This window comes from Acidobacteriota bacterium (genome assembly GCA_035471785.1).
Taxonomy (GTDB): Bacteria; Acidobacteriota; UBA6911; order RPQK01; family DATIPO01; genus JANQFM01.
In genome coordinates, this window is record DATIPQ010000159.1 from 13,900 (window position 1) to 29,663 (window position 15,764).

Below are 15,764 nucleotides of genomic sequence, written 5' to 3' on the forward strand. Positions count from 1 at the left end.
GTTTCAAGACCGCGGGAGGCGCCTTGGGGTCGTTACAGGAAGAGTACGGGCTTTTTGCCCGGTTGGTTCATTTGTCCTCTTCAGGCAGGCCCATTCCCGAGCGGTCGGGCAAGGCTGGAGCCTGGAGGTGGTTGAAGGGGTTGCGCTCCAGTTCGGAAAGCAGGTAGTCGATAGCGGCGTCGATCTGAGGGTCGGACCCGTCCTGCATCAAAGCCGGATCGTCCACCACCTCGATGTCGGGATCCACGCCGTGGCCCTCGATGCCCCAGGTGCCGTCGGTTTCGAAGAAGGCTCCGGCGGGAACCGTCACCACTCCCCCGTCCACAAGCTGGGGCCCGCCGCTGATGCCCACCAGTCCGCCCCAGGTGCGGGTGCCGATCAGCGGACCCAGGCCGGCTTGCTTGAAAAAGTCGGCGATGGCGTCTCCGCCCGATGCGGCCAAGCCGTTGATGAGCATGGCCTTAGGCCCGTGGTGGGCGTCGGGAGGCCAGGCCAAGGTGGCGCCGTGACGGCGGGCGATGAAGTTGGTGACGGGACGGTTGAGCAGTTCGATGAGACGGGTGGGGATGAATCCGCCGCTGTTCCAACGGTCGTCGATGAGCAGGGCCGGCTTGCGCCGCTGAGCATGAAACTGGCGGACCATTTCGTCGTGGCCCGAGATGCCGGTGTCGGGAACGTAGATGTAGCCGACCCGGCCTTGCGACTTCTCCTCCACGTAGCGGCGATTGCTTTCCACCCAGTGGCGGTAGCGCAGTTGGCGTTCGTTGCCGATCAGGTCGACCACCACCTCGCGGGCCTCGTCGTTCCAGGCCGGCTTGTCGCTCACGGTCAAGGTGACGGTCTCCCCTGCCAGACCCTGGAAGGCGGCGTAGGGGTCCTTGGAGACGTCCAGTTCGACTCCGTTGACGGCCAGTACGAAATCACCTTCTTGCACATCGACTCCGGGACGTCCCAGCGGTCCGCGGGCGTCGAAGTCCCAGGGCGCGCCGTGGATGATGCGGGCGATGCGGTAGGCGCCCTGATGAAGCTCGAAATCGGCCCCCAGCAGCCCTACCGAGCGTTGAGGCTGGCTCTGGTAGTCGCCTCCGAAGTTGTAGGCATGTCCCACGTTCAGCTCGGAGATCATCTCGTCGATGACGAAGTCGACATCGGAACGGGTCAGGCACTGATCCAAAAGAGGCTGGTAGCGCTCACGCACGGCCTGCCAGTCCACGCCGTGCATGTTCTCGGCGTAGAAGAAGTCGCGCTGAAGCCGCCAGGCGTCCATGAACATCTGCTTCCATTCCCGGCGCGGATCGACCGTGGTGCTCATGGCCGCCAGGTCGAGCGGCTTGTCCAGCATCTGCTTGGGCGCAGCCTGCACGATGGCGCGGCGGGGACCCTGCTGAACCAGGATCTTCTTGCCGTCCGCCGACATGGCGAATCCGGCCGCTCCGGGCACCACCGGCACTTCGCCCTGCTCAGACTTGGCGGGATCGAAGAGCATGATGGAGGGAGTGTTGCCGGGCAACTGCGTCAGCGGCACACGGGAATAGAGCAGGTGTCCCTGGTGGTTGACGGCCAGCAGGAGAAAAGAGCCGCGCGGAACCGGCAGGGGAACGGCGCGGGACTCGAAGCCCTCCAGGTCGATGCGCAGTTTCTCGCCGCCATCCTCGCCCTCGGCTTCCTCCCCGCCCGTTTCTGCCGGAGACTGGCTCTCGGCTTGCCCGGCATCGGCCTGTTCTGAGGACGGCGAGTCCTCAGGGGCGGATTCCTCGGCAGATTCCTCCGCCCAGGTTTCTTCGTCGCTCTTGGGCGCGAAAGGCAACGTGACGTCCTCTCTCAGGGGGACCACCAGGAGGCGGTCGGTCTGAACGTGTACGAAGGTCGTTCCCCCCAAGTCTTCGAAAATGGGCGAGGAGATGTCCCTGTTGCTGGCCAGGTAAAGAAAGTCGCCCTTGCGGTCGAAGGCGGGCCAGGAATCGTTGAAATAGCCGGCCGTAACCTGGTGGGTCGCGCCCTCGTCCAGATCGTGCAGGAAGACGGCTCTCTGCCCTCCCTCGGCCGTGCGCGTGAAGGCCATCCAGTTGGAGTCGTGGGACCAGCTAACCCGGCTGTGCCCGCCGCCCACAGAGTCGGTGTCGATGACGTCCAGGCTGCGGCTCTGCACGTCGAAGAGAAGCAGGCGGTTCTTCTCGTCTTGAAAGGAAAGCTTCTTGGAATCGGGCGCCCATTCGATGCTTCCGCGGAAGCCCGGCCCCAATTGGGCCACCCGTTCGCCTTGCGAACGAAGGTCGGCTTGACGCAGATAGAGGTCGTACTCGCCCTGGGCGTCGGAAAAGTAGGCGATCCAGCGTCCGTCGGGACTCCAGGCGGGCGAGCGTTCGGCGCTGCCGCTGGAAGGCGTCAGATTGCGGGGGGAACCGTTCTCGGCGGGTACGGTCCAGATGTCGCCGCGGGCCGAGAAGAGGGCCCGTTTTCCAGTGGGCGATATGCCCTGGGAAGAGATGAAGTCGCGGGTCTCGACCGTGTGGGGACGGATTTCAGGCAAGTCTCCAGGAATGATCACGGGAACCGCCCGGGTGCGCTCGTTCTTGAGGTCGAGCGACATCAGGCGCGTCCCCAGTTGAAAGACGATTTCGCCGTCCCCCGCGGGACCCGGCCCCAGCGCCGGCCACTTCACGTCGTAGTCTGAAAAGCGGGTCACCTGGCGCCGCTGCTGACGCCGCGTGTCGTAAGCGAAGATGTTGAGACGATGGCTGTCGGCTTCATCGGACAGGTAGTAAAGCGTCGACCCGTGCCACATGGGACGCGTGTCGGTGCCTTCCCATTCGGTGATGCGGCGCGACTGCTTGCTCTGCAGGTCGAAGAGCCAGATGTCGGTGGCCATCCCGCCCCGGTAGCGCTTCCAGGTGCGGAAGTCGCGGGTGAAGGGCGTGTAGGCCAGCCAGCGCCCGTCGGGGCTGATGGCCGCCGAATCCCCGTAAGGAACCGGAAGCTTGGCATAGGATCCGCCCTGTGACGGGATTTTGAAGAGTTCGCTGATGCGGTTGGTGCCCAGAAATCCGTTGCTGGAAAAAAGCAGTTGGCCGTCAGGCGTCCAGTCCTGCAGGTTTTCGGTGGACGGATGATAGGTCACGCGGGAGGGAACGCCGCCCTCCACGGGGATGGTGTAAAGATCGCGGTTTCCGTCGTAGTTGCCCATGAAGGCGATGGTGCGCCCATCGGGACTGAAGCGGGGGAAGATTTCGGGTCCCGGAGGACTGGCCAGAGGACGCGCCTGGCCGCCCTCGCGGGGCACGAGCCAGAGGTCGTTGGCGTAGACGAACACGATATCGGTGGCGCTGGCGTCGGGAAAGCGCAGCAAGCCTGGCTCGGGGTCGGCTTGATCGACGCGATTCCCGGCAAGCGCACAGCCCAGGACTGCCAGACCGGCTATCAGCCAGCCGGCGGTGCGTAACTTGAACATTCGGTACTCCTGTTGATCGGATAAGGGGAACAGACACCCTTACCCACGTGGAAAATGCTCAAGCGTTCGGAAATATGTAGATGTTCAAGATGAAGCGGCTTGCCGGACGTGGCCATCCGAGAAGAATTATCAGGCAGGAAAAAACGGGGCTCCCGCGGGAGCCCCGTGGGATCGGAGGTCTTACTTGTCCTCCTCGGGCAGGCCCATTCCCGACCGGTCGGGCGGCGGGGGAGGGGGCACCCAGCGGAAGGGATTGCGTTCCACCTCGGCCAGGAGGTAGTCGATGGCGGCATCGATCTGAGGATCGGACCCGTCCTGCATCAAGGCCGGATCAGCCACAACCTCGATGTCGGGGTCGACTCCGTGGCCCTCGATGCCCCAGGTGCCGTCGGTTTCGTAGTAGGCGAAGCTGGGAACCGTGGTGCGGCCTCCGTCCACCGTGCGGGGACCTCCGGAAATGCCCACCAGTCCGCCCCAGGTGCGGGTGCCGATAAGCGGTCCCAACCCGGCCTGCTTGAAATAGGCGGGGAAAGCGTCACCGCCGGATCCAGCCAAGCCGTTGATGAGCATGGCCTTGGGTCCGTGATGGGCGTCGGGCGGCCAGACGAAGGGCTGGCCGTAGCGGATGGCCCAGAAGTTGGTGACGGGACGGTTGAGCAGTTCCACGAAGCGGGTGGGGATCTGCCCGCCGCCGTTCCAGCGCTCATCGATGATCAGGCCCTCTTTGCGGATCTGCCCGTAGAACTGGCGGAAGAGTTCGTTCTGTCCCCGCTGTCCGGTGTCGGGGACGTAAATGTATCCCAGCCTGCCGCCCGACTTCTCTTCCACGTACTTGCGGTTGGCCTCCACCCAGGAGCGAAAGCGCAGGTTGCCCTCGTGGGGCAGCAGCTTGACCACCACCTGGCGCGAGTCTTCCCACTGAGGAGTATCGCTGACGGTCAAGGTGACGGTCTGGTCGGCCAAGCCTTGAAAGGCGGAATAGGGATCCTTGGAAGGGTCGAGTTCCACCCCGTTGACGGCCAGCAGGAAGTCGCCTTCCTCCACCTCGACCCCGTTGCCTCTGAGTGGGTTGCGGGCGTCGGCGTCCCAGGAAGCGCCTTCGATGATGCGGGCGATGCGGTAGGCGCCGTCAGCCAACTCGAAATCGACTCCCAGCATGCCCACGCTTCGGCGGGGCTCGTCTTCGTAGTCGCCTCCCCCGTTGTAGGCATGTCCCACGTTGAGCTCGGAAATCATCTCGTCGATGACGAAATCGACGTCGGAGCGGGTCACGCAGTCTTCGAGCATGGCTTCATAGTGGCGGCGCACCGCCGGCCAGTCGACGCCGTGCATGTTGGCGGCATAGAAGAAGTCGCGCTGCCAGCGCCAGGCGTCCATGAAAATCTGACGCCATTCGGCGCGCGGATCGATGGTGGCCGTCATGGCATCCAGCTTGAGGGCATCCTGCAGCTTCTGCTTGGGGGCCGCCTTGAGGATGGCCCTGCGCGGTCCCTGCTGAACCATGATGGCCTTTCCGTCGGCCGAAACGGCGAACCCGGCGACTCCCTCGATGACGGTCTGCTCGCCCTTGTCGACGTCGTTGACATCGAAGAGTTGAACGGCCGGCTTGTTGCCCGGCAGATTGACGGGAAGCCGCGCATAGATAAGTTGGCCTTTGTCGTTGACGGTCAGCCCCATGAAATTGCCTCGGTCCACCGGGAGCAGGATAGCGCGGCTTTCGAATCCATCCAGGTCGATCTTGAGGGGCTCTTTCGTTTTCTTCTCGCCTTCCTCGTCCTTCCCGGAGTCCTCTGAACCCGGTTCCTCAGCCATCGGCTCTTCGCCTTCAGCGGACTCTTGGCCATCCTCGGCCATCTCGTCCTTCTCTTCGGCTCTCTCGGCTTTCTCGGCCTCCTCTTCCCACTCCTCCTCATCGCTCTTGGGAGCCAGGGGAGAGGCCATGCCGGCCCGCAAAGGCACCATCAGCAGGCGGTCGGTTTGAGTGTAGACGAAGGTGGTTCCCACCGACTCGTAGATGGGACCGGAGACTTCGCGGTTGCTGGCGAAATAGAGGTAGTCCCCCTTGCGGTCGAAGGTGGGCCAGGTGTCGTTGAAGAATCCCGACGTGACCTGATGGGAAACGCCCTCTTCAACGTTGTGGAGAAAGACCGCCGAGAGAATCGTCTCGCCGCTGCGCGTGTAGGCAATCCAGGACGAATCATGCGACCAGCCCCCCACCACGGGAGTCCCGCCGAAGGGATCGCTGTCGATGACCTTGACCTGGCGGCTCTCCACGTCGAAGAGCATCAACTGGCTCTTTTCGTCGTCGAAGGTCAGTTTCTTGGAGTCGGGCGACCACCTGATGTTTCTGCGGAAGCCGGGTCCCAGGTCGGTGACCTTCTCGGGTTCGGCCCTCAACGAGGCCTCCCGCAAATAGAGATCGTACTCGCCCTGGGCGTCGGAAAAGTAGGCGATCCAACGGCCGTCGGGGCTCCACTGGGGATAGCGCTCGGCCTCTCCCGGGGTGCGTGACAGGTTACGCGGCGAGCCATCCTTGGCGGGCACCGTCCAAATGTCTCCCCGGGCCGAAAAGAGAGCCCGCTTGCCGGTGGGCGAGATGGCCTGATCGGCGATGAACTTCTCGGCTTCAACCGTCTGAGGACGGATCTCCGGGCGGTCGCCCGGGATGGAGACGGGCACGACCCGCATGCTGCCGTCGCTCAAGTCGAGAGCCATCAACCGACTGGCCAACTGAAAGACGATTTCGCCTTCACCTTGGGCCCCTGGCCCGATGGAGGGCCATTTGACGTCGTAGTCGGAGGCGTCGGTCAACTGGGTGGTGCGTCCGCTGGCCAGGTCGTAGGAAAAGATGTTGAGGCGATGGCTGTCGGCGGCGTCCGAGAGATAATAGACGGTCTGCCCGTGCCACATGGGCTGAGTGTCGGTACCTTCCCAATCGGTGATCTGCCTGGATTCCTTGGTCCTCAGGTTGAAGAGCCAGATGTCGGTGGCCATGCCGCCGCGGTAACGCTTCCAGGTGCGGGAGTCGCGCTCGTGAGGCGTGTAGGCCAGCCATTGCCCGTCGGGGCTGATGGCCCCCACTCCGCCCCAGGGGACGGGAAGCTGCTCATAGAGTCCGCCCTGGCTGTCGACGGTGAGAAGCTGGCGGTATCCGCGTCCCGAGAAGGCGGTGCTGGAAAAGAGCAGGCGTCCGTCGGGCGTCCAGTCGTTGAGCGTCTCGGCCCAGGGATGGTAGGTGACCCGGGTGGGGATGCCGCCCTCCACGGGAATGGTGTAAATGTCGCGGTTGCCGTCGTAGTTGCCGACAAAAGCGATGGTGCGTCCGTCGGGGCTGAAGCGGGGAAACTGCTCGCTGCCCGGGGGGCTGGCCAGGGGACGGGCTTGTCCGCCCTCGCGCGGCACCAGCCACAGGTCATTGGCGTAGACAAAGACGATATCCGACGTGCCGACGTCGGGATAGCGCAGCATGCCGGCATGGGGCCGGATCTCATCGGCACTGTTGGCGAACAGGACCGTGCCCAGCAGCAACGCCGCCAGCAATGTCCAGCCCGCGAATCTGAAAAGTGTCATGGGAAAAGTCCTCGGAGATTGATGGTTGTGCCCAGGGAAAGCCCAGCGAGCAATTCTCAAGAAACGATGACGTACAACTCTGCACCGCTATTAACGGCTGAAATCGTAACAGGGTTCAGTTACTTCGCTCAGACTGTTTCCAGCAGCCAGCGGTGAAGCGGCAGCAGGGCGTGGTAGTGCTGGAAGCAGTCGTCCACGAAAGCGGGCTTGTGGAGAGAGGCGGAAGGCTTGCTTTCGTGACCGCTGTAAAGCCCGTTGTGGAGCAGCAACTCGGCCTGGGGATGGTCGGCTGTGAATCCGCGGGGCAAGCGTTTGTAGTGCTTTCCGCCCAGCGAATAGCCCTTCTCGCCCAGCCCTTCGAGGATGGATTGGAGTTCCCCGGCGCGGCGGCGGTCTTTGAGAGCCTGGCGGTAAGACTTGAGGGCGGCCTTGGGAAAGCGGTACATTCCGCAGCCCAGCATGACCCTTTCAGGCTCGAGGTGAAAGTAGAAGCCCGGGCAATCCATGCGCTTTCCCCGGCCCTCCCAGAACCACAGCGCCAGGTGGGTTTTGTAGGGCTGCTTGTTCTTGCTGAAACGGGTGTCGCGGAAGATGCGGAAGATGGAGCGGTTGACGCGGGGATCGGCGTGAACGTGGGGCGCGATCAGCACCAGCCGCTTGCCCAGGGCCTCCACGAAGGAGCGGGCGGGAGCCAACAGGTGATCGTCGTAGTCGGGGCGGTGGGCGTCGAACCACTCCTTGCTGTTGTTCTGGCGCAGATCGCGCAGGAAAGTCAGAGTCCGCCGTGGAAATCCTTCAAAGTCGCTCATGATTCCTTTCGCCGTGAGAGCTCAGTAGCGTTCCGCCAGTCCCGAGAGGAAGCGCCAAACCGTCAGTGCGGCCAAGCGCGCGGTCCGGCCTGACGGGTCGAGATGCGGGTTGCATTCTACGACATCGACCGAGGTGACGTGACGAACGCGTCCCGCCTGGCGGGCGGCGTGCAGCCAGAGGGAGGCGTCGAGGCCGTCGGCGCAGGGAGGGTCGACTCCCGGAGCCTGGCTTTGGTCTACCGCACCCAGGTCGAAACTCACCATCAGACGAGTCGCGGGCGCGTAGAGTTCCTCGATCTGATCGCCGTCCAGGCCGCGCTTCCAGTAGTAGCGTCCGCCGCGGTTGTTGACGAAATCCAGGTAGGACGAGGGCGTGCGGTGGGGCTGCAGGGCGGCTACCGTCAGCATGCGGCAGGCCTGGGAAGAGTGGGTCATAGCCTGACGGAAGGCTGTCGCCCGGTGGGCCATTCCCTGCTGCAGGGGCGCCACGTCGGCTTGGGCGTCCCAGCTCAGGATGGAGACGTTGCGGCGGGCGTTGACGTGGCCCAGGAAGTGGCCGAAGGATGCGTCCTGCCCCCCGCCCAGGACGATTGTGATCACGTCTTCCTTGAGGTAGCCGGCCAGGACGGCTCCCAGCAGGTTCTGATCTTGCTCGACATCGCCCGATAGCACCAGGTCGCCCAGGTCCTGAGTGAGCCGCAGCACCTCTCCCAGACGGGGATCGCGCCCGTCCGAGGTGAGCCGGTAGAACTCGCGCCGGATGGCCGAGGGTCCCTGGCTGGTGCCGACGCGTCCGCCGCTGCGGCGCACGCCCTCGTCGGCGGGGTAGCCCATCAGCACGACGCGGGCCGGGTTGCGCTCGTCCACCCCGCTGCCCAGCAGGCGTCCTACGCGGTCGGGCTCATCGAGGTGGGGAGGCAGCACAACATCAGGCGCGTCGAAATTCTCCATGCCCGAGATTCTCCCCGTTCCCGCCTCCGCAGGTCAAGGCTCATCCCGCCGCGATCTTTTGGCCGGCGCGGTAGGTGGCGAGGCAAGCGTTGGGACGGAAGTGGTAGAGCCAGTGGTCGACCGAGGGGGCCTCGATGAGGGCGAAGTCGGCCGACTTCCCCGGCTCCAGGCTGCCGATTCGATCCTCCAGACAGAGGGCGCGGGCGGCGTAGAGAGTAGCGCCTTTGAGGACTTGGGCGGGCGTCATGCGCTGCTGGGTGCAGGCCAGCATCATGGCCAAGGGGAGGTGGAAGCTGGGAGCCGATCCGGGATTGAAATCGGTGGCCACGGCCACGGCCGCTCCTGCCTCGATGAGTTTGCGGGCGGGCATGACAGGTTGGTTGAGGTAGAGCGAGGCCAGCGGCAGGCTGACCGCCACCACTCCGGCCTTGGCCATGTCTTGAATGCCCTGATTGGAAATGCACTCCAGGTGATCGGCCGAGGCGGCGCCCACTTGGGCCGCCAGGGTGGCGCCGCCGCTATCGCTCAACTGGTCGGCGTGCAGCTTGGGCCGCAGCCCCTGGCCCAGTCCGGCCTGGAAGATGGAGCGGGCTTCTTCAAGGCTGAAAGCCGTGTCTTCGACGAAAACGTCGCAGAAGCCGGCCAGACCTTCCTCGGCCACCCCCGGGATCATCTCCTCGATGAGCAGCCGGATGTAGCCCTGGCGGTCGTCGCGCATCTCGGGAGGCACCACATGGGCCCCCAGAAAGGTGGGGACGATGCGCAAGGGGTGGGACTGGGAAAGCCGGCGGTAGACCTTGAGCAGCTTGAGTTCGTTTGCGAGATCGAGTCCATAGCCGCTCTTGCATTCCACCGTGGTGACGCCCAGGCGGGCCATCTGGTCGAGGAAGCCGCGGCTGCGGGCCAGCAGGTCGTCGAAAGAGGTTTGGCGGGTCTGGCGGACGGTGCGGGCGATTCCGCCTCCGGCGCGGGCGATATCGAGGTAGGAGCGTCCGCCGATGCGCTGGGCGAATTCGTCGGCTCTCCAGCCGCCGAAGGCCAGGTGGGTGTGGCAGTCGACGAGTCCCGGCACCACCAGTGCGCCGCGGGCGTCCTGGGTGGGCTCATCGCTCAAGCACGCAGGCCGCTCTGAACGCGGCCCCACCCAGGTGATGTCTTTGCCTTCCCAGGCCAGTGCGGCGTCCTCGATGAGATGGATCTCGCCTTGGCCGCCTCCCTCCCGGCACGCCGCCAGGGCCGCAATGTTGGTCAGTAGAGGCATAGGTCGGGATGCTAGTCGATCATGGGCAGGTCGAGGCCTCGTTCTCGGGCCACTTCGACGGCTTCTTCATAACCGGCGTCGGCATGACGCATGACTCCGCTGCCGGGGTCGGCGGTGAGGACGCGCTGCAGGCGCCGGTCGGCCGTTTCGCTCCCCTCGGCCACGCACACCATTCCGGCGTGGATGGAATAGCCGATGCCGACGCCGCCTCCGTGATGCAGGGACACCCAACTGGCGCCGCAGGCGGTGTTGAGCATGGCGTTGAGCAGCGGCCAGTCGGCGATGGCGTCGGAACCGTCCTTCATGGCTTCGGTCTCGCGGTTGGGCGAGGCCACCGAGCCGGTGTCGAGATGGTCGCGTCCGATGACGATGGGGGCTTCGACTTTGCCCTTCTTGACCAGCCAGTTGAACCTGGCGCCCATCTCGGCCCGCTCTCCGTATTCGAGCCAGCAAATGCGCGAGGGCAGGCCCTGAAAGCGGACTTTCTGGCGGGCCTGGCGGATCCAGCGGGCCAGGGCCTTCTTCTCGGGAAAGGTCTGCAGCACGGCTTCGTCGGTAGCGGCGATGTCGGCGGGATTGCCCGACAGCGCGGCCCAGCGGAATGGTCCGGCCCCGCGGCAAAAGAGGGGACGGATGAACTCGGGTACGAAGCCGGGAATCCGGAAGGCCTCTTGCATGCCCCGCCGGTCGGCCACTTGTCCGCGCAGGTTGTTGCCGTAGTCAAAGGTCACGGCGCCTTCCTTTTGCAGCGCCAGCATGGCCTCGACGTGGACCTGCATGGAGTCGAGGACGGCTTTCTGGTAGCCCTGCGGATCGTCCTCGGCGGACGCTGCGGCTCGCTCCAGCGAATAGCCGCTGGGAATGTATCCGCGTTCCAGGTCATGGGCCGAGGTCTGATCGGTGAGGACGTCGGGCACGACCTGGCGGCGCACCAGTTCGGGAAGCACGTCGGCGATGTTGCCCAGCAATCCCACCGAGAGCGGACGCTTGTCGCGGCGGGCCTCCTCCAGCTTGCCGAGGGCCTCCTCCAAATCACTCGACATCTCATCGCAGTAGCCGGTCTCGACGCGGCGGCGGATGCGGCTTTCGTCGACCTCCACGGCCAGGCAGGCGGCGCCGTTCATGGTGGCGGCCAGCGGCTGGGCTCCTCCCATGCCGCCCAGGCCGGCGGTCACCAGCAGGCGTCCGGACAGGCTGCCGCCGAAGTGCTTGCGGGCGCACTCGGCGAAGGTCTCGTAGGTGCCTTGCAGGATGCCCTGGGTCCCGATGTAAATCCAGGAACCGGCCGTCATCTGACCGTACATGGTGAGTCCCATGCGGTCGAGGCGGCGGAACTCTTCCCAGGTGGCCCAGCGAGGCACCAGGTGGGCGTTGGCGATGAGGACGCGGGGAGACTCGGGATGGGTCTTGAACACTCCCGCCGGCTTGCCGCTTTGCACCAGCAGGGTCTCGTCGTTCTCGAGCCGCTTGAGGGTCGAGACGATGGCCCGGTAGCAGTCCCAATTGCGGGCCGCCTTGCCGCCGCCCCCGTAGATGATCAGTTCGGCGGGATTCTCGGCCACCTCGGGATCGAGGTTGTTCATGAGCATGCGCATGGCGGCTTCCTGGTGCCATCCCTTGCAGGACAACCGGTTTCCGCGCGGCGCCCGGACTTTCTCGGCTGTGGTGGTAGACTCCATCTCGATTCGCACCTCCGTTCACCATCATACAGCCCGACCGGCACGGGCACGAGTTCAGTGTTTCGACTGCAGATCGGCCAAATGCCTCAGCAGAGCCAGGCAGAGATCGGGTTCGGCGGTCAGGATGTCGACCAGGTCTTCGTGGGCGATGCGGAAGAGCTTGCACTTCTCCAGCGCCTGGGCCGTCATTCTGTGAGTGGAGCGGGCGAAGAAGGCCCAAGGATCGAGGGAGGCGAGTTCCACCACCCGGGGCTCGCCGATTTCTCCGTTCTGCAACTGCATCTTGCCTTCGATGAGGATGTTGAGATGGCTGGAGGGCTCGTCGACCTCGAACAGGATCTCGCCCGCGTCCAGGGTCAGCTCCTGGCAGACGGCGGCCAACTCGCCCAGATGTTCGGTGGCCGCCAAGCGAAAAAGATCGATCTCGTGCAGGCGCAACACCCGTTCGATGGTGTTCATCGCGCCTCATTCTAGCCGGATTCCCATCCGCGGGCCATAGCGCCCTTGGGCCGCGCCCCTCAGGCCCGCCACTGCTCCAGTACCCAGGCCGCGGTTTCCCTCACGCGGGGATGGACGTCGTTGAGGGCCTGACGCACCCTGGACCGGTAAGCAGAAGGGTCGCGATGAGCCAGCGCCGCCAGGATGCAGATCTTGAGCCAGGGGTCGCGCTCGAAGAGCGACTCGGTGAGGATCTGCACCGGATCGGAAGGCAGCGAAAAGAGGCGGCGCCCGATGGCCGTCACCCGCCTCGCCTCGTCATGGATGAAGATGGGCAGGAGGGTGGTGCGCAACTCCGCCGGCATGCGCGAGTCGATCAGCTCCACGGCATTGGCCCGCAGTTCGCGCCGGTCGGAAGTAAAGCCAACATAAGAGAAATAGGCGTCCCCGGCGGGGAAGAAGAGCCCCAGGGCGCGGAAGATCTTTTCGATGGTCCATTCCATGCGCTGCTGCAACGTATCGTGAAGGAGCCGAGTGCCCGCGTCCTCTCCTTCCCCCACCGCCGAGCGCAGGTTGAGCAGGTGATAATACTGCTTGGCCCACAATTGCAGCACCGGCAGAAAGGAGACCTGGTTGTAGGAAAGATCGCTGTCGTGGCGAATCTTGTTGAGTCCCTTGAGAGCCCGGTAAGACACCATGACGTCGGGCATGTAGAGAGCGGCCACCAGGCCGGCGCGGGAGGCGTGGGTGTCGATCTGGGTGAGGATGTAGGGGATCTCGCGCTTGATGTCGGGGTCGACGTCGCCTTTGAGCAGCAGGCGCTGCAGGCGCTCCACCACCTCGTCTCCGTAGCAGGTTAAGGCCCGCCGGGCGCTGAGGCGCGACCAGTTGTCGGCCAGGCGTGCGACCAGCAGGTCGAAGGCCTCGGGATCGCGCAACCGTCCGATGGCCTCCAGGGCCGCGCGGGCCCGGTAACTGCGTCCGCCCCGGGCCCAGCTCAGGAGCTGGCGGCGGAAGGCCGGATCGCCCGTCTTGCCCATCAACTGCGCCAACGCCACCGCCTCCTCGCGGGATGCATCGCGGCACCAGCGGACCACCCTTTGCGGCTTCAGATAACGGCCGGGCCGTCCCACGAAGCGGTTGAGGTAGTCGAGGTAAACCAGGGCCGGCGCCTGATCGCCCGACAGGGCCCGGGTCAGGCGCTCGCCATATTCATCGCTTTGATAGCGGACCATGAGGGCGAAGGCGGCCGCAGCCACCGATCGTTCCCGGGACTGCAGCAGCGGCTCCACCTGGCTGAGCCAGTCGGGCGATTCGCTGGCGTAAAGGCTCTGCAGCAGGGTCTCCCCCGACATGGTGTAGGCTCCAGTACCGTCCTCGTCTTCGGCCGAGCGTCCCGCCAGTTGGGTGAGGGCGAATTCCACCTTGTGCGGATTGTCGCTCTTGAGCGCCTCGAGCAGAGTTCTCTGGGCCACCGCTTCGCCGCTGCGGAAGGCCTCGCGGGAGCCCGGATCGGCCTTGATTTCGAGACTCTGGCGCAACGCCTTCAAATAGCCGTCGTGGACGCGCAGGGCCAGCCCCAGCCACAGCGCCGCTCCAATCGCCACCATCAGTCCAACCACGGCGGGACCGGCTCCCAGGTAGATGACCGCCAGCAGGAAGGTGCCCGCCGCCAGCGCGTCCCCCACCCTGGAGGCCACCAGGTCGATGGCCCCCTTGGCCGCCACCGTATGAGGACCCGAAACCGGCATGAAGAGGATCTCGGCGCTGGTCCGGTAGATGGAGTTGCGCAGGCTGCCGTCCAACAGGCGCAGCGAAACCGTGGCCCAAAAAGCCGAACTCAGCAGCAGGGCCAGCGAGCCTCCCAGCAGGGAGGCCGGCAGCACCGGCAAAGCGGCCCGGATGCCGAAGCGCCTCAAAATGCGTCCGGTGGCCAGGATCTGCAGCAGAGCCGAGAGGACGAAAGCCGTTCCCAGCAGTCCGCCGAAGAAGCGGGCGATCTCGCGTTCGCCGCCCGGGAAGGCCTCGTGAAGCTCCCACTTGTACTGCAGGTCGACGATGGTGGTGACCAGGCCCGTCATCAACATGGTGGCCGCCAGCAGGCGCAGGTAACGCGACTGAAAGAGGTCGCGCAGCCCTTGGGCCGTCCCGCCGCGGGAGCGGGGAGAGGCGGAGCGCGAGGCAGGCTCACGGCTCCTGAGGACGCTCTTGTTGGCGCGGTTGACCACCATCAAAACGCCCAGCATCAGCGCCAGCAACAGCGCCACATGCAGCATCATGGCTTCGCTGGAAAGGTGTCCGGCGGCCAAGACGGCATAATATCCGCCGCAGATGCCGCCGGCGATGCCGCCCGCTCCCAGGACGCTGAAGAGCCGCTTGGCTTGCCGCGTGGTGTAAAGATTGTAGGAAATCACCCAACCCAGCATCGGCAGCAGGACGCTGGTCAATCCGCCCCACAAATAAAACAGGGGGTAGACCCATTTCAGCCCCCCCTGCGACAGGATGCTGAAGAGGATCAGGTTGAGGAGCAGCATGGCCAGGGTGAGTCCGTTGATCCAAACGTTGGAGTAAGAATCGCCCAGACGCCGGTAGAGCATGAGGACGGGACCGGCCACCAGGGCCAGAACCAGGGAGATGAGGGGCAGACGCCAGTCGAATCCCACGCGGCCCAGGTAGAGAGCGTTCTGCAGAGACTTGATGAGGTTGACCGAGGCCATGGCCAGAAAGAAGTATCCGGCCATCAGAGCAACCGAGGACGCCTCCTCGCGCCGAACCTGCAAGAGCCTGCTGAAGAAATCCATCGGCCACTCCACGCGGCTGTTCCAAGCAGGACGGCCGCCGCACCCAAGGGGGTGCCGGAAGACCTGTCAGTCTACTACACTGTGCTAGCATAAGCCCGCTATGCGAAACCTGCTGCTGGCCGCATCCGTGCTGGGATTTCTGGGCGTCGCGGCGGGCGCTTTCGGCGCCCACGGACTCAAGAGCCGCCTCTCCCAGGAGATGCTGGAAATCTTCGACACCGGAGTGCGCTACCACCTGCTGCACGTGTTGGCCGTGCTGGCCTCGGCCTGGGTCCTCGACCGCTTGCAGCAGCCGTCCGCTCTGTGGGCAGGTTGGCTCTTCGTGGCCGGCATCCTCATCTTTTCCGGCTCTCTCTACATGCTCAGCCTGACCGGCACCCGCTGGCTCGGGGCCGTCACTCCCGTCGGCGGAGTGGCCTTCCTGGCCGGATGGCTGTGTCTGGCCTGGGCGGCCCTGCGGTAAGGCGTCGCCTTGGAAGGCGATCCGCGTTATGCTATGACGCCATGACTTCAGCCGATTCGTCCTCCTCACCGCTGCAGAGATTGCTGGCCCGCGCGCTCAGTCCCATTACCGAGGTCAAGCCCTACGAGGCCGTCACGGCGCTGCTGCTGGTCCTCAACATCTTCCTCATCATGGCGGCCTACTACATCATCAAGCCGGCCCGCGAGGCCTACATGTCGCTGGAGTCAGGCGGCGCGGAGCTGGCCTCCTATGCTTCGGCGGCCATGGCGCTGGCGCTGCTGCCCATCCTGAGAGGCTACGACCGCATGTCGGAGCGGGTGGCCCGCAGACGCCTGATCACCATC

The 15,764-nt window shown here is 64.9% G+C and carries 10 protein-coding genes; 2 read left to right on the top strand and 8 right to left on the bottom strand.

Annotated elements, in window-relative coordinates:
* Positions 1 to 67: 67 nt before the first annotated feature.
* The 8 genes from VLU25_22510 to VLU25_22545 form a co-directional block, all read right to left on the bottom strand.
* Positions 68 to 3,448, bottom strand: coding sequence for a PDZ domain-containing protein (locus VLU25_22510; protein ID HSR70714.1), 3,381 nt, complete (start codon positions 3,446 to 3,448; stop codon positions 68 to 70).
* Between the two features lie 180 nt (positions 3,449 to 3,628).
* On the bottom strand, positions 3,629 to 7,018 hold the full coding sequence (locus VLU25_22515; protein HSR70715.1) for a PDZ domain-containing protein: 3,390 nt from the start codon (positions 7,016 to 7,018) through the stop codon (positions 3,629 to 3,631).
* A 128-nt stretch (positions 7,019 to 7,146) separates the two neighbouring features.
* Positions 7,147 to 7,827 (bottom strand): DUF2461 domain-containing protein, encoded by a 681-nt coding sequence (locus tag VLU25_22520; protein HSR70716.1) that lies wholly within the window; start codon positions 7,825 to 7,827, stop codon positions 7,147 to 7,149.
* Positions 7,828 to 7,848: 21 nt separating this feature from the next.
* Positions 7,849 to 8,778: a formimidoylglutamase gene (locus tag VLU25_22525; protein ID HSR70717.1), complete on the bottom strand. Its 930-nt coding sequence runs from the start codon at positions 8,776 to 8,778 to the stop codon at positions 7,849 to 7,851.
* 40 nt (positions 8,779 to 8,818) lie between these two features.
* Complete coding sequence (gene hutI, locus VLU25_22530; GenBank protein HSR70718.1) at positions 8,819 to 10,039, bottom strand: imidazolonepropionase; 1,221 nt, start codon at positions 10,037 to 10,039, stop codon at positions 8,819 to 8,821.
* A gap of 11 nt (positions 10,040 to 10,050) precedes the next feature.
* A complete protein-coding gene (hutU, locus tag VLU25_22535) occupies positions 10,051 to 11,718 on the bottom strand; it encodes a urocanate hydratase (protein ID HSR70719.1) in 1,668 nt (555 codons plus the stop codon).
* 54 nt (positions 11,719 to 11,772) lie between these two features.
* On the bottom strand, positions 11,773 to 12,177 hold the full coding sequence (locus tag VLU25_22540; GenBank protein ID HSR70720.1) for a cyclic nucleotide-binding domain-containing protein: 405 nt from the start codon (positions 12,175 to 12,177) through the stop codon (positions 11,773 to 11,775).
* 59 nt (positions 12,178 to 12,236) lie between these two features.
* Positions 12,237 to 14,957, bottom strand: a complete 2,721-nt coding sequence (locus tag VLU25_22545) for an Npt1/Npt2 family nucleotide transporter (GenBank protein HSR70721.1) — start codon at positions 14,955 to 14,957, stop codon at positions 12,237 to 12,239.
* A 100-nt stretch (positions 14,958 to 15,057) separates the two neighbouring features.
* On the opposite strand from VLU25_22545, the gene VLU25_22550 reads away from it, so the two are divergent.
* Complete coding sequence (locus tag VLU25_22550; protein HSR70722.1) at positions 15,058 to 15,420, top strand: DUF423 domain-containing protein; 363 nt, start codon at positions 15,058 to 15,060, stop codon at positions 15,418 to 15,420.
* Between the two features lie 41 nt (positions 15,421 to 15,461).
* On the top strand, positions 15,462 to 15,764 hold a 303-nt coding region (locus VLU25_22555), incomplete at its 3' end, for a hypothetical protein (GenBank protein ID HSR70723.1).